The sequence below is a fragment of the Humibacter antri genome (genome assembly GCF_054777235.1).
Genome location: NZ_BAAHAW010000003.1, coordinates 44,354 through 58,146, shown reverse-complemented (window position 1 = coordinate 58,146; position 13,793 = coordinate 44,354). Strand labels below are relative to the sequence as shown.

Sequence of the window (13,793 nt, the reverse complement as noted above, 5' to 3'; positions counted from 1 at the left end):
TTGAGCTTGTCGAAACCCGTCCAGGCTCGGTTTGACGAGCTCAGCCGGCGGAATGGCTCACGGAAGCTTGCCGATCGGGTTCGTGCTGGTCGGCCTGGGTTTGGGCGTTTTCGTCGGCGCAGGGACGGGACTGTTCGTCGGTGTACCGTTGCCGCCACCGTTGTTGCCGTTGCCGGACTGCGTCGGGTTCTTCGCCGCTCCGTAGATGAGCGAGCTGGGTGGCGTGGCGAACTCGGTGCCGCCATAGGCGGAATCCAGTGCCGCCAGGATCTTGCGGTCCGCGTAGAACTTCGAGTACGCGAGCGCCGTCCCACGATAGTCGTAGGCGCGGAGGTCGTAGGAGTGCGAGATCTGGCCGACCCAGATGGCGTTCGCCACCTTCGAGCTCGAGGTTACGAGCCAGTTCTGCCCGTAGTGGTCGGTCGTTCCCGTCTTGGCGAGGATCGGCGTGCCGTCGTGCGGGTTCGCTGAGGTGGCCGTGCCTGCGGTGATGACGTGCTCCAGCGTCCAGGCGAGGGCGGCGGCGACCGTCTGCGGAATAGCCTGCGTGCACGTGGACTTCGGAACCGCCACGTTCGAGCCGTCGTTCGTCACGACCTTGTCGATGGCGACGTTGCTGCAGAACTTGCCGTTGTTCGCGATTCCGGCATACGCGGTGGCCATGGTCAGCGGAGCGATGTAGTTGGTGCCGATCACCATCGACGGTACGGTCTCGAACGGGTTGCCTCCCTGGCTGACGGGGGCGGGATTGGCTGAGTGCACACCAAGTGCTTTTGCCGCGTCGGCGATGCCGCACAGGTCCGTCTCGGTCGCCATCTGCATGAAAGCGGTGTTGACGGACTCCTCGGTCGCCTGAAGCACGCTCATCGTCCCGCCCTCGGAAGAAGAGTCGTTGCTCACCGGATACGTCCCGCCGCTGAGCGGTTGGCCGTTGCACGCGAAGGAACTGAAGGGGAACGCGTACCCGGAGTAATGCGCGTTGACGCTCTCGTACGCGGTGTGCCCGCTCTCGAACCAGTCGGCGAGGTCGAACGCCTTGAAGGATGACCCGGTCTGGAAGCCATTCGACCCGCCATATGCGTGGTCGGTGTTGTAGTTGATCGCCGTGCTTCCCGGTCCGGCGCTCCCTGAGTTGTCGAACTGCTTGTTCTCCACCATGGTCACGATGCGTCCCGTGCCGACCTCGACGGAGACGTTCGCACCCCCGATGTCGACGACCGGATCCGTAGCCGGCACGTACTCACTGAGCGCGCTCTGCGCAGTGGACTGCAAGTCGAGGTTCAGCGTCGTGTACACCTTCAGGCCACCGCGCTGAAAGCGCAGCTGCCGGTCGTCCGCCGTCTTGCCGAATGTCGGGTTCTGCAGCATCACGTCTTTGACGTAGTCGCAGAAGAAGCCGGCGTTGTACGCGACCGCTGACTGGCATCCGGACTCCTTCGGCGTGATCTTCGGCGTGATCGGCGTGGCGACCGCCTTGTCGTACTCCGCCTCGGTGATGGAGTGGTGCACGAGCATCCGTTGCAGCACGTAGTTGCGCCTGGCGAGGGTCAGCTTGAACTTGTTCGTCGCGTTGTTCGCCGGGTTCTCCGAGGCGTCCTGGTCGATGCGCAGGTTGGCCGGGTTGTTCAGCATGGCGACGAGAGTCGCGGACTCGGGGAGCGTGAGGTCTTTCGCATCGACTCCGTAGTAGTACTGCGCCGCCGCCTGGATGCCGTAGACCTGGCCGCCGAACCCGACGATGTTGAGGTAGGACTGCAGGATCTGCGTCTTGCTGTAACGCTTGTCGAGCCCGATCGCGTATCGGATCTCTTGAAGCTTGCGTGCGATGGTGACGCCGGCCGCATCCTGGTAGCACTGCTCGAACGTCGTCTGCTGCTTCTTCTGCACAGCGGCGGAGGCGTTCGGGTCGACCTGGTCCTTCTGGTCGCAGCGCTGCACGAGGATGTTCTTCACATACTGCTGCGTGATCGACGAACCGCCCTGCACGTCGCCGCCCGTGCTCGTGGCGAGCGCGCCGCGGATCGTGCCGTAGACATCGATGCCGCCCTCGGAGTAGAACCTCGGATCTTCGGTGTCGACAGCGCCATCCTTCACCGACTGCGCGATCTGACTCGACGACACGTCTTGCCGGTTCTGTGCATAGAACGTGGCGAACGGCACCTCCTGGCCGCCCTTGCTGGCGTAGAAGGTGGTCGTCTGGTCGAGCGGCTGCAGGGCGAGGTAGTCCGGCAGGCCGTCGAACGTGTTCGTCGCGTCGCTCACGGCCAGCGAGGTCACGGCCGCGGCAGGGGTCACCGCGGCGACCACGAGCACTCCAGCCACCGCGCTCATTCCCACGAATGCTGCCAGGGCCCCCCAGGTTCTGCGAGTCGTCTGCACCCGAGCACGCTACGGGGCGAGTCTGACCCGTTTGTCCGTGCCGTCTATGCCGTCTCTCAGAGAAGCCGGTATGTTGGCCGACCTCCCGCCGGTTGAGTAGCCCGCGAAGCGGGCGTATCGAAACCCGACTTCAGCGAACGTCGAATCCGTCGTATGTCGTGTCGTGCGGCACCAGCGTGACCAGGGATGCCTCCGGTCGGCAGGCGAAGCGCACCGGGGAGTAGATGGACGTGCCGAGCCCCGCCGACACGTTCAGGTAGGCGGCGCGCAGCGCGTGAGTCCAGGTGCTGAGACCCTTCGCCTGGCGGCGGGGGAGGTCGCAGTTCGTGACGAGTGCCCCGATTCCCGGCACGCAGACCTGTCCGCCGTGCGTGTGCCCGGCGAAGATCATGCTCGCGCCGTTCGTGACGAAGGAGTCGAGGATGCGGCGGTACGGTGCGTGCGCCACGCCGATGGCGATGGTGGGGGCAGGATGCTCGCCGGAACCGCCGTCCGGCCACGTGGCATCCGTCACCTCGGATGCCCGCAACTCGTCGAGCTCGCCGGTCACCCGGTCGAGCCGGTCGAAATTGCGGTGCGGGTCATCCACTCCGAACAGTTCGAGGCGGGTTCCCCTGACGTTCAGCGCGCCGGCGTGGTTGTCGAGGTCGAGCCAGCCGAGGTCATCGGTGAAGTACCGGGTGAGTTCGTCGGTGTCGAGGTTCGACGGCTTGACGTGCAGCGTGGACGGGCCGCTGAAGTACCGCATCGGATTCTTCGGGACCGGACCGTAATAGTCGTTCGACCCGTTCACGAAGACGCCCGGCGTTCCGCGGAATGCGTCGAGAGCGTACTCGACGCCGTCGAACCCTCGCTCGTGCCCCAGGTTGTCTCCGGTGTCGACGATGAGATCGGGCACGAAGGCGGCCAGCGAGCGGATCCACTCCTGCTTGTCGCGCTGCCAGGGCGCCATGTGCAGGTCGCTCAAATGCAGCACGCGAATGGGCTTCGACCCCGAGGGCAGCACCGGGGCGCTGACCTGGCGCAACACGTACCAGCGCCGTTCGATCAGCGTGCCCCAGAGAAGTGCGCCGGTTGATGCCGCGCCCAAGGCGAGGGCGACGGTTCCGATCGCGCTCGCTCCGCTGCGGCGGGTCATCCGCCGCTCCCGCCGCCGCCATTCTTCCGCGACGTTGTGATGGTGACCGTTGAACCGGTGGTGGCCGGAGTGTTGGCGGCGGGATCCGTCGAGACCACCTTGCCGGCGGGGTCGCTTCCGGGAGCCCAGCTCACGTTGAACCCGGCGGCAGTCAGGGTGGTTGCGGCGTCTTGCCCCGACTTGCCCGTCACATCAGGAACGGTAGCTTGGTTGCCCTTCGAGGTGTACACCGTGACGACCGCGCCGATGCCGGCACCGCTGCCTGCCGGCGGGTTGGTGCTCGCGACGGTGCCCGCCGGCTGGGCCGAATCGACCGGGCCGCCGTCCTGATACGTGAAGCCCAGGCCCTCGAGGGTCGACTGCGCGTCGGCGGGGGACTTGCCCGTCACATCGGGAACCGTCACCTGCTTCGCCTGGAGCACGCTGCCGCTCGGCTGCTGGAACTGGTCGCCGCCGTAGATCTTGTTCAGAGCCGCGATCACCGGCCTGGCGACGTAGAGCTTCGCGTCACGCCCACCGTGACCGCCGAGGCTGAAGTTGCCGAAGTTGACCCAGGCGCCGTTCGTCTGCTTGGTCTGGCCGACCCACGAGACGGTCGCGGTCTTCGAGGTCGAGGAGACGAACCAGTTCTGCGCAGCCGAGTCGGTGGTGCCCGTCTTGCCGAAGATCGGCACGCCATCACGAGGATTCGCGATGCTGCCGGTCCCGCCACTGACCACTCCTTGCAGTGCTTTGATGGCGCCGGCGGCCACATTCGGATCGGCGCCCTGCGTGCACTTGGTCGGCGTGACAGGAAGTTCCTTGCCGTCCGGACCGAGGATCTTGTCGATGCCCACAGGGGTGCACCACTTGCCGCCGTTCGCGACGCCCGCATACGCGCTGACCAGCGTCAGCGGCGAGAGGTCATTCGTTCCCAGGATCGCCGCCGGGTTGCCGAGGAGAGGATTCGCAACCTGCACCTCGTTGCCGGCGGCGTCTTGCGTCCAGACCTTGTCGCTGGCCGGGTGGATGCCCATGTTCACTGCGCTTTGGCGGATGCCGCACAGGTCGAGCTTCGTGCCCATGACGGCGAACGCCGTGTTCACGGAGTTCGCCGTCGCCCTCGACACGCTCATCGTGCCGCCCTCGCCGGCTCCGTCGTTCTCGACTGTCCAGCTTGCAGCGGGCGACGTGTCCGAGCACGTCGTGTGCCACTTGTTCGCCGGGAATGTCGTGCGCGCCGACGGCGCGGTGACCATGTCGTTGATCGAATGCCCTTCCTTGAGCCATTCGAGCAGCGTGAAGAGCTTGTACGTCGAGCCGGTCTGGAAGCCGCCTGATCCGCCCTCGTTGAAGTCGGTGTTGTAGTTGATGCCCGAGTAGTTGGGATCGTTCGAAGCGGTCGCGGTGTAGTTCGTGTTCTGCACCATGGAGATGACGCGGCCCGTGCCGACCTCCACGGAGAGGTTTGTTCCGCCGAGTGCGACGCCAGGCTTCGATGCCGGGACGATCGAACTGAGCGACTGTTGCGCGACGCCCTGGACGTCCAGGTTCAACGGTGTGTAGATCTTGAGACCGCCCGCCCGGAGCAGCGCGTTGCGCTGGTCCGCCGTCTTGGCGAGACCTGTGTCTTCAGAGACGAGGTGCTGCACCCAGTCGCAGTAGTACGCGGCGTTGTACTGTGCCGCAGTCTCGCATCCGTTCGGCTGCGGTGTGATCTTCGGCTCGATCTTGGTCTTGACGGATTCGTCGTACTGCTTCTGCGTGATCTTGTGGGCTTTGAGCATGCTGCGAAGCACATAGTCGCGCCGATCGAGCGTGCGTTTGAACCCGTTCTCGGCGTTGTTGCCGGGGTTCGTCGCCTTGTCCTGGTCGATGCGCAGGTTCGCCGGATTGTTCAGGATGGCGACGAGCGTCGCTGCCTGCGGCACAGTGAGGGTCTTCGCGGTCGCGCCGAAGTAGTAGCGAGCGGCCGACTCCACGCCGTACACCGAGCCGCCGAAGCCGGCGATGTTGAGGTAACCCTTGAGGATGTCGTTCTTGGAGTACTTCTTCTCCAGCCCGATCGCCTGCTTCATCTCCTGCAGCTTGCGGGAGATGGTGGGATCGGTGGCGTCGTTGTAGCAGTCCGTGTACTTCTTGTCCTGGGCGGCCTGCTGCTTCTTCTGCTCCTCATCGAGCTTCTTCTGCTCCGCGTCTGAGGGCGTGCCGGTTCCCTTGAAGGTCGGTGCGGGCACGATGATGTTGTACGTCTCGCACTGCTGCACCTTGACGTTCTTCACGTACTGCTGCGTGATCGATGATCCGCCTGACGTCGACTTGTGCAGCAGTCCGGTCAACACGATGGCTCGAGCGGTGCCCTCGATGTCGATGCCGCCGTGCTGGTAGAAGCGCGGGTCTTCCGTCGAGATCGTGGCATCCTTCATCGTCTGAGAGATGTCGTTCCAACCCACCTCGACGCGGTTCTGCGAGTAGAAGGTGGCGATCGGTACGGGCTGGCCGCCCTGATTCGCGTAAATGGTGGAGACCTGGGGCAACGCGCCGATCTGCAGATATTCGGGGAGACCGTCGAACGCGCCGATGCCGTTGTTCGCCGCCATTCCGGTGACCGCTATCGCCGGCGTCACTGCTGCTGTCACAAGAAGGCCGGCCACGACGCTCATTCCTACGAACGCCCCGAGCTCGCCGAGCGCGCCTCTAGCCGTGGGTTTTTGGGCAGACATGAGGCCCAGGCTATCGGCAGAAGCTGGCAAAGCGCCCGCCGGTTCTGGTATGCGAACAGTGGCCTCCGCGTGGCACGATCGACGAGGTGGCCCGTCGGGGCCGTCATGATTCCTCAAGAAAGAAGGACACATGCGTCGGTGGGAGTACGTCACCACACCGCTGATCGTGCACAACACGGCGGCGATCCTGAACAACTGGGGGTCGGAGGGCTGGGAGCTCGTGCAGGTCGTCACCGGCCCGGAAGGCGGGCTCGTCGCCTACCTCAAGCGCGAGATCGGCGAGGACGACTGATGGGCGCATTCGAGGCCCGCCTGACCGAACTCGGCATCGAGCTCCCCGAGGTGGTCCCCCCGGTCGCGGCCTATGTCCCGGCCCTGGTGAACGGCTCACTGGTGTACACCGCGGGACAGCTGCCGATGGTCTCTGGCGCGCTGCCGCTGACCGGCAAGGTGGGCGACGGACACGGGCTCGTGCCGGCGGATGACGCCGAAGACCTCGCGCGCACGGCGACGCTCAATGCGCTGGCCGCCGTCAAGTCGGTGATCGGGTCGCTGGACCGCGTCACGCAGGTCGTCAAGGTCACCGGCTTCGTGGCATCCGCCCCGTCGTTCACCGGGCAGCCCGGTGTCGTCAATGGCGCGTCGCTGCTGCTCGGCGAGGTGTTCGGCGATGCCGGCCGTCACGCGCGCTCTTCGGTGGGCGTCGCCGTCCTGCCGCTGGATGCCCCGGTAGAGATCGAGCTGATCGTCGCCTTCGAGTAGCGGGGCCAGGTCCACCTCATCGGTCGGCCGTTGCGCCGACACGGATCGCCGCGCCGAGACTTTCGCCTCTGCATCGCCAGACGCCAGCGACCGATCGGCCTCGATCGACCGATCGGCCTCGGCCGAGCGGTTGGTCTCGGTCGAACGGACGGTCTCCATCGAGCGGTTGGTCTCGGTCGAGCGGACGGTCTCAGTCGAGTCGTCGGTCTCAGTCGAGCGGTTGGTCTCGGTCGAGCCGTCGGTCTCGATTGAACGATTGGCCTCGGTCGAACCGTTGGTGTCCATCGAACGTTGGTCTCGGTCGAACGGACGGTCTCCATCGAACGGTCGGCCGGAAAGCGTAGGGTCCGCCGGACAAATGCGACGCAAGCTTCCGGCGGATCGTGTGTTTTCCGGCCGACCTCGTGCCGCGGTGAGGCACACTTCGTACCGCAGTGGGAAACGCGCGGGACGGGGATGCACGCTGCGTGTCCACAAGGCGCGCGCAAGCAAGGTTCTGCACAGTTCGTGCTCGATGCCATCGTGCCCGTATCGGAACGGGCACGCTCGCGTACATGGATGTCATTTCCCTGGTTCGTGAACGTGGCGGCGCGATGCACCGATCCTCATTGCGGAGTGCAGGCATCACGTCGTATCGGATTCGCGCGGAGGTAGCCCATGGCCGTCTCATCGCGATCGGTCGAAATCGAATCGCGTTGCCCGGCGCGTCGCCGGATGTCATCCGCGCCGCGGCTATCGGCACGCGACTCACCTGCGTCACGGAGGCGCACCGGCGCAAGTTGTGGACCTTCAGCGATGCGAGGTTGCACGTTGCCGCTCCCGAGGGATATTCGGCGCACCACCCGAAAAGCGATGACATCATCACCCACTGGTCGCAGGGTCCGGTGCCGATCGTCAGAGACGTCGCCGTCGAACCCCTTGCCAACGTGCTGTTCCACATCGCGCGATGTCAGCCATTGGACTACGCCGTCGCGACCTTCGATTCCGCACTCAACAGCAAGGCGATCGCGCCGCAGGAGTTGCGTCGCCTGGCGGCTGTCGTCGGCGGAAGGTTCGCGGCGGTCGTCGCTGCGTCAGACGGCCGAGCCGACTCGGGCGGCGAGACTTTGTTCCGGGTGCGGATGGCCGCAGTAGGCGTCCACGTCGAGCCGCAGGTCGTGATCGACGGACATCCGGTCGACGGCCTGATCGGCAAGAGCCTCGTCATCCAGGTCGATGGGTTCGGTCCACACCAAGACCCGAAGCGGCGCGCGCGCGATCTCGCCCAGGATCGGCGGCTCAACCTCCGGGGTTGCACAGTCTTCAGGTACTCCTCGTGGGGAGTCGAGAACCAGTGGCAGCAGGTGGAGCACGAGGTTCTAGGCGCCATCGCGCAGGGCTTGCACGAGCGATGACCGCATTCTCGGCACCGAGAGGTTGCCAATCTAGCGAGATCGGTCGCCGTCAGGTGGCGAGATCGGCTGTTGAGGTGGCGAGATCTGCTGTTGAGGTAGCGAGATCTGCCGGAAACCGCACGATGCGCCGGATGGAATGGGTTCATTCATCCGGCGCATCGTGCGGGCGGGAGGCCCATCGATGCAAGCTGTCGATGCAAGCCCCGCGATACAAGCCGGCGACGGAAGCCGCCGGCGATCCAGGCCGCAGGCGACCCAGGCCGCAGGTGATACAGGCCGCCGACGACCCAGGCGGCCAGCCATCCAGGCCACCAGCGGTACAGGCCGCCAGCGATCCAGGGCCGCCAGCGATCCAGGGCGCCGACAGGCGGGCTCAGTCCTCGACGGGGACCGGGCCGCTCAGCTTCTCCGTGATGATCGACATCACCATGGTGTCGGCCAAGGTCGTGGTGTCGCCGACCGGGCGTCCCTCCGCGACGTCGCGCAGCAGACGGCGCATGATCTTGCCGCTGCGAGTCTTCGGCAGTTCATCGACGACGTAGATGTCACGCGGGCGCGCGATCGCACCGATCTGCTGGGCGACGTGGGAGCGCAGCTCGGTGTTGACATCCGTCGCCCCTGCAGCCTCGCGCTGGTTGCCCTTGATGATCACGAACGCCACGACGGCCTGCCCGGTCGTGTCGTCGGATGCCCCGACCACCGCGGATTCCGCCACGAACGGATGCGCGACCAAGGCCGACTCGATCTCCGCCGTCGACAGTCGGTGGCCCGACACGTTCATCACGTCGTCGACCCGGCCGAGCAGCCAGATCTCGCCGTCCTTGTCCTTGCTGGCACCGTCGCCGGCGAAGTACTTGTCGCCGAACTTCGCCCAGTACGTCTCCTTGTAGCGCTCCGGGTCGCCCCAGATGCCGCGCAGCATGGACGGCCACGGCTCCGTGACGACGAGCAGGCCGCCCTCGTCGGCGCCGACCGACTCACCGGCATCCGTCACCACATCGATGGAGATGCCGGGAAGGGGCACCTGGGCGCTTCCGGGCTTGAGCGTGGTGACACCGGGCAGCGCAGAAATCATGATGGCGCCGGTCTCGGTCTGCCACCACGTGTCGACGATGGGTGTCGTGTCGCCGCCGATGACCTCGCGGTACCAGATCCACGCCTCGGGGTTGATCGGCTCACCGACTGACCCGAGCACGCGCAGTGACGACAGGTCGAACTGCTGAGGAATCTGCCGTCCCTGCTTCATGAAGGAGCGGATGGCCGTGGGCGCCGTGTAGAAGATGCTCACCTTGTACTTCTCGATGAGCTGCCACCAGCGGCCGGGCTCGGGAAAGTCGGGCGTGCCCTCGTAGAGCAACTGCGTCGCCCCATTGGCCAGTGGACCGTAGACCACGTAGGTGTGCCCTGTGACCCAGCCGATGTCTGCTGAGCACCAGTAGACATCCGTCTCCGGGTGCAGGTCGAACACGGTCTTGTGCGTGTAGGCGGCCTGGGTGAGGTAACCGCCGGAGGTGTGCACGATGCCCTTCGGCTTACCGGTCGTGCCGCTCGTGTAGAGGATGTACAGCGGATGCTCGGCCGCGAACGGCTTCGCCTCGTGGTCCGCGTCGACCTGCGGCATCTCCTCGTGCCACCAGAGGTCGCGCCCCTCGAACCACGCGACGTCGTTGCCGCCGCGGCGCACGACGAGCACGTTCTCGACGTTCGTCCCGCCGTCGGCGAGTGCGGCATCCACCGCATTCTTCAACGGGAACACGTTGCCCTTGCGGTAGCCGCCATCGGCCGTGATCACGAGCTTCGCGTTGGCGTCGTCGATGCGCTGGCGCAGGCTTTCGGCGCTGAAACCGCCGAACACGACCGAGTGAACCGCGCCGATGCGCGCCACGGCGAGCATCGCCACGACAGCCTCGGGGATCATCGGCAGATAGATGGCCACGCGGTCGCCTTCGCGCACGCCCAGGCTCGTGAGCAGGTTCGCGGCACGCTTCACATCGGACGTGAGTTCCGCGTACGTGATGGTTCGTGTGTCGCCCGGCTCGCCTTCCCAGTGGATCGCCACGCGGTCGCCGTTGCCGGCCAGCACGTGCAGGTCGAGACAGTTGTATGCGACGTTCAGTTCGCCGTCGTCGAACCACTTCGCGAACGGCGGATTGGACCAGTCCAGCGTGCGGGTGAACGGCTTGTGCCAGTGCAGCAGGTTGCGGGACTGATCGGCCCAGAACTGCAGACGATCGGCCGCGGCCTGTTCGTACAGCTCCGGCTTCGCCACGGCGTTCGCGGCGAACTCTGCATCGGGCGCGAAGCGGCGCGACTCGTGCAACAGGTTGTCGATCGTGTCGGAAGACATGGATTTCGCTCCTTCGCGAGGTGTGTCACGTGGGCGGCTGGCACAACGCTCTACGACGATACCGGTTGCCTGAGGGTGATCGCGAACGGGGCCGGTGCGCTGCTGAACTCGAGGTCGGGAGGCTCGTGCAGGGCCTTGAAAACTGCCTCTTGCGCGATCGCGCCTATGGCGTACACTATCGATCGGCCGAATGATAATTCTGGCGTGCGGCGAGAGCGATTCCCCCCAATCCCTCGTCGCTGAGGCGGCACCTGTTCCCCCCAATAGGTGCCGCCCCTTGCTTTTAACGTGCGGGCCCCCTCCCCGTCCACAACCCGGCCGGCGACAGCGAATCGCACGGAACCGCGAACGGATGCCCGGCCGTTGAACTGCGCACGTAGCGTCGCTCCATGGCCGTCGCCCACCGCTCACGCAGTTCTACCGTCCCGTTCGTGCCACGCCCACCCGTAGCGCCGGGGCGTGGGGCCGCGTCGTCGCCTGCGCAGTCCTGCGCACCGTCGGCGTCGGCGTTCACAGCGGATGCGCATGCCCTTGACGCAGTCGGGCTGCCCTCGGTCGCCGCTGCCTTCACCCCGCGGCTGAACGACGACCAGCGGCCGCCCGTCGCCCCGCAGCCCGAGGCGGCCACGGGCCCAGAGGGCCGCACCAGGGCGTCGGTCATTGACGGGGTTCTCGAGCACGGGTCGGGCGAAGGGGAACAGTACGACGACGGAGCCGGATCCCTCGACCGCTCGGACTGGTCGGCATTCGGGCCGCTCGCCCCGTACGTCGCCGCGCCGGGGGTCACCGACGTGTTCGTCAACGGTCCAGACGGGCTTTGGGTCGACGTGGGAGCGGGGGCCGTCCACGATCCGACGTGGTCCTGCGAGGAACGATCGCTACGCCTGCTCGCCGTGCGACTCGTCGCGCTGGGTGGCAGACACGTCGATGAGGCGCATCCCTGCGTCGATGTGCGGCTGGCTGAGGGCATCCGGGTTCACGTCGTGCTCCCACCCGTGTCCACCGGTGGCACGCTGATCTCGATCCGCGTGCCTCGGCCCGGCCGATTCAGCCTCGATGAGCTCGACTCCGTGGGGATGCTCGCTTCGCATCGGGGCCGGCTGGAAGCGGCCGTCCGGCAGCGAGCGAACCTTCTCGTCACCGGCGCCGCGGGGAGCGGCAAGACCACGCTTCTTTCCGCACTGCTGGCCGAAGCACCTCCGCACGAGCGGATCGTCTGCATCGAAGACGTCGCAGAGCTGCACGTGCGGCATCCGCATGTCGTGGCGATGGAGGCACGGCAGGCGAATCTCGAGGGCGCCGGCGCGATCGGCCTGGACCGGCTTGTGCGAGAGGCGCTGCGGATGCGCCCCGACCGTCTCGTCGTCGGCGAGTGCCGAGGAGCCGAGGTGCGCGACCTGATGTCCGCGCTGAACACCGGTCATGACGGCGGGGCGGGTACGTTGCACGCCAACTCCATCGACGACGTGCCGGCCAGGCTGGAGGCGCTCGGCGCCCTCGCCGAGATGGATGCTTCGGCCGTCGCACGGCAAGCGGTGAGCGCCTTCGACCTGGTGGTGCACCTGGAACGTGTCGCCGGCATCCGTCGCGTCGCTCACTGCGGCTCCTTCCGCATCGATGCCGCCGGCCGGCTGGTCGTGCAGGAAGCTCGCGAGCGATGAAGCCGCAGCGCCGGCCGGCCGTCGAAGCGGTCGCGGATGTCGCCGGGCGCCTCGCGGTACTGCTCGCCGCCGGAGTGCCGCCCGCTGCGGCGTGGGGGTATCTCTCCGAGGCTTCTGAGCTCGCCGACTCCGCCGAGGGTGCGGGAAGCGGCGTGCCCCGCACCGTGACGGACGCCGTGATCCGCGCAGCAGCAGATGCCGCGCGGCGTGGGGTCGATGTGCCGCGCGCCATCGCCGTCTCGTCCGCCGCCGCGGTCGCGGCATCGAAGGGCCGGATCAGACGGCGGCCCGACTCCGACGTGCGGGAAGCGTGGCGGGGCCTCGCTGTCGCGCTTCAGGTTGCCACCGAGTCCGGTGCACCGCTCGCCGAGGCTCTTCGCGACCTCGCCGCTTCATTGCGCGACCTCGGCCAGACGCAGCGCGACCGGGAGACGGCGCTGGCCGGGCCTCGCGCGACCGCGCGGATGGTGCTTGCGCTGCCGGCCGTCGGCATCCTGTTCGGCGCTGGACTCGGCGTCGACACGCTCCACACGCTCATCGCCACGCCGGCCGGACTCGGCTGCCTCGCCGCAGGTGCGGCACTGCTCCTTGTCGCACGAGCGTGGAACCGCGCAATGCTGCGACGAGCCACGCCTCGGGACCGGATGCCGGGACTCGCGATCGAACTCGTGGCCGTTGCCATGACCGGTGGAGGCTCTGCCCCCGGTGCGCTCGCACGGGTCGCGGATGCCTGTACCCGCTTCGCTCTCGCGCCGCCCGATTCCGACGCGGTCGACTCCGTGCTCACGCTGGCGCAACGCGCCGGAGTGGGGACCGTCGAGCTGCTCCGAGCCGAGGCGGAGCAGGCGCGGCGCGACGCGCGCAGCAGTGCGCAGGCGACGTCGGCGGCGCTCGGCGTGCGTCTGATGGCACCACTGGCGGTGTGCGTACTGCCGGCGTTCATGCTCCTCTCGGTGGCTCCGCTCGTGATGTCGATCCTGTCGTCCACACTGCGCGGAATCTGAGCGCTTCACACCGATAGCACGTTCGGCGCTCGCAGGGATCGCCCTTCGAACGAGGCTCGAAATGACGGACGCGATCTGGGAGCGCGGTCTCACCGAAGCGAGACGGCCGATCGACGGCATCCATCGAGAAACGATCACGAGGAGGACACCATGCAACACGGAAAACCGCCGACGATGCGGCTTCGACCGGAACAACGAACGACGGGAGCCCTGCTGAGGTCGGCAGGTTCCAGGATGCTGCGACGCGTGCTGACGGACGAGCGCGGGTCGGCCACCGCGGAGTACGCAGTCGCCACCATGGCAGCGGTCGGGTTCGCCGGCATGCTGGTGCTGATTCTTCGCGGTGACGAGGTGCGCGGGATCCTGACAGATCTCGTGCGTCGCGCACTTACTGTGGCGGGCTGAC

General features: G+C 66.8%; 10 protein-coding genes. 6 read left to right on the top strand and 4 right to left on the bottom strand.

Annotated elements, in window-relative coordinates; translation table 11 throughout:
• Positions 1-57 precede the first annotated feature (57 nt).
• The 3 genes from ACYVDK_RS02545 to ACYVDK_RS02535 form a co-directional block, all read right to left on the bottom strand.
• Complete coding sequence (locus tag ACYVDK_RS02545; RefSeq protein ID WP_460517498.1) at positions 58-2,331, bottom strand: transglycosylase domain-containing protein; 2,274 nt, start codon at positions 2,329-2,331, stop codon at positions 58-60.
• A 178-nt stretch (positions 2,332-2,509) separates the two neighbouring features.
• Positions 2,510-3,517 carry a metallophosphoesterase gene (locus ACYVDK_RS02540; protein WP_460517495.1) on the bottom strand — a complete coding sequence of 336 codons (1,008 nt, stop codon included), beginning with the start codon at positions 3,515-3,517 and terminating at the stop codon, positions 2,510-2,512.
• Positions 3,514-6,219 (bottom strand): transglycosylase domain-containing protein, encoded by a 2,706-nt coding sequence (locus ACYVDK_RS02535; RefSeq protein WP_460517492.1) that lies wholly within the window; start codon positions 6,217-6,219, stop codon positions 3,514-3,516. The genes ACYVDK_RS02540 and ACYVDK_RS02535 overlap by 4 nt, the downstream gene beginning before the upstream one ends.
• Before the next feature lie 130 nt (positions 6,220-6,349).
• On the opposite strand from ACYVDK_RS02535, the gene ACYVDK_RS02530 reads away from it, so the two are divergent.
• The 3 genes from ACYVDK_RS02530 to ACYVDK_RS02520 all read left to right on the top strand — a co-directional run bounded on the left by ACYVDK_RS02530 (position 6,350) and on the right by ACYVDK_RS02520 (position 8,375).
• The gene (locus ACYVDK_RS02530) at positions 6,350-6,511 is read left to right on the top strand and encodes a DUF4177 domain-containing protein (RefSeq protein ID WP_440293500.1); all 162 of its coding nucleotides are present in this window, start codon (positions 6,350-6,352) and stop codon (positions 6,509-6,511) included.
• A complete protein-coding gene (locus tag ACYVDK_RS02525) occupies positions 6,511-6,981 on the top strand; it encodes a RidA family protein (RefSeq protein ID WP_460517489.1) in 471 nt (156 codons plus the stop codon). The genes ACYVDK_RS02530 and ACYVDK_RS02525 overlap by 1 nt, the downstream gene beginning before the upstream one ends.
• 554 nt (positions 6,982-7,535) lie before the next feature.
• A complete protein-coding gene (locus tag ACYVDK_RS02520; RefSeq protein WP_460517486.1) occupies positions 7,536-8,375 on the top strand; it encodes an endonuclease domain-containing protein in 840 nt (279 codons plus the stop codon).
• 373 nt (positions 8,376-8,748) lie between these two features.
• On the opposite strand, the gene acs is transcribed toward ACYVDK_RS02520, so the two are convergent.
• A complete protein-coding gene (gene acs, locus ACYVDK_RS02515; protein ID WP_460517483.1) occupies positions 8,749-10,722 on the bottom strand; it encodes an acetate--CoA ligase in 1,974 nt (657 codons plus the stop codon).
• Positions 10,723-11,153: 431 nt separating this feature from the next.
• On the opposite strand from acs, the gene ACYVDK_RS02510 reads away from it, so the two are divergent.
• The 3 genes from ACYVDK_RS02510 (at position 11,154) to ACYVDK_RS02500 (ending at position 13,792) form a co-directional block, all read left to right on the top strand.
• Positions 11,154-12,383: a TadA family conjugal transfer-associated ATPase gene (locus ACYVDK_RS02510; protein WP_460517480.1), complete on the top strand. Its 1,230-nt coding sequence runs from the start codon at positions 11,154-11,156 to the stop codon at positions 12,381-12,383.
• Positions 12,380-13,387, top strand: a complete 1,008-nt coding sequence (locus tag ACYVDK_RS02505; RefSeq protein ID WP_460517477.1) for a type II secretion system F family protein — start codon at positions 12,380-12,382, stop codon at positions 13,385-13,387. Before ACYVDK_RS02510 ends, ACYVDK_RS02505 begins: the two co-directional genes overlap by 4 nt.
• Before the next feature lie 234 nt (positions 13,388-13,621).
• Positions 13,622-13,792, top strand: a complete 171-nt coding sequence (locus tag ACYVDK_RS02500; RefSeq protein WP_460517665.1) for a DUF4244 domain-containing protein — start codon at positions 13,622-13,624, stop codon at positions 13,790-13,792.
• Position 13,793 lies beyond the last annotated feature (1 nt).

Bases quoted from the DNA above. Each gene is read 5' to 3' on its own strand.
- ACYVDK_RS02545 (WP_460517498.1), bottom strand. From the start codon at position 2,331: ATGAGCGCGGTGGCTGGAGTGCTCGTGGTCGCCGCGGTGACCCCTGCC.
- ACYVDK_RS02540 (WP_460517495.1), bottom strand. From the start codon at position 3,517: ATGACCCGCCGCAGCGGAGCGAGCGCGATCGGAACCGTCGCCCTCGCC.
- ACYVDK_RS02535 (WP_460517492.1), bottom strand. From the start codon at position 6,219: ATGTCTGCCCAAAAACCCACGGCTAGAGGCGCGCTCGGCGAGCTCGGG.
- ACYVDK_RS02530 (WP_440293500.1), top strand. From the start codon at position 6,350: ATGCGTCGGTGGGAGTACGTCACCACACCGCTGATCGTGCACAACACG.
- ACYVDK_RS02525 (WP_460517489.1), top strand. From the start codon at position 6,511: ATGGGCGCATTCGAGGCCCGCCTGACCGAACTCGGCATCGAGCTCCCC.
- ACYVDK_RS02520 (WP_460517486.1), top strand. From the start codon at position 7,536: ATGGATGTCATTTCCCTGGTTCGTGAACGTGGCGGCGCGATGCACCGA.
- acs (WP_460517483.1), bottom strand. From the start codon at position 10,722: ATGTCTTCCGACACGATCGACAACCTGTTGCACGAGTCGCGCCGCTTC.
- ACYVDK_RS02505 (WP_460517477.1), top strand. From the start codon at position 12,380: ATGAAGCCGCAGCGCCGGCCGGCCGTCGAAGCGGTCGCGGATGTCGCC.
- ACYVDK_RS02500 (WP_460517665.1), top strand. From the start codon at position 13,622: ATGCTGCGACGCGTGCTGACGGACGAGCGCGGGTCGGCCACCGCGGAG.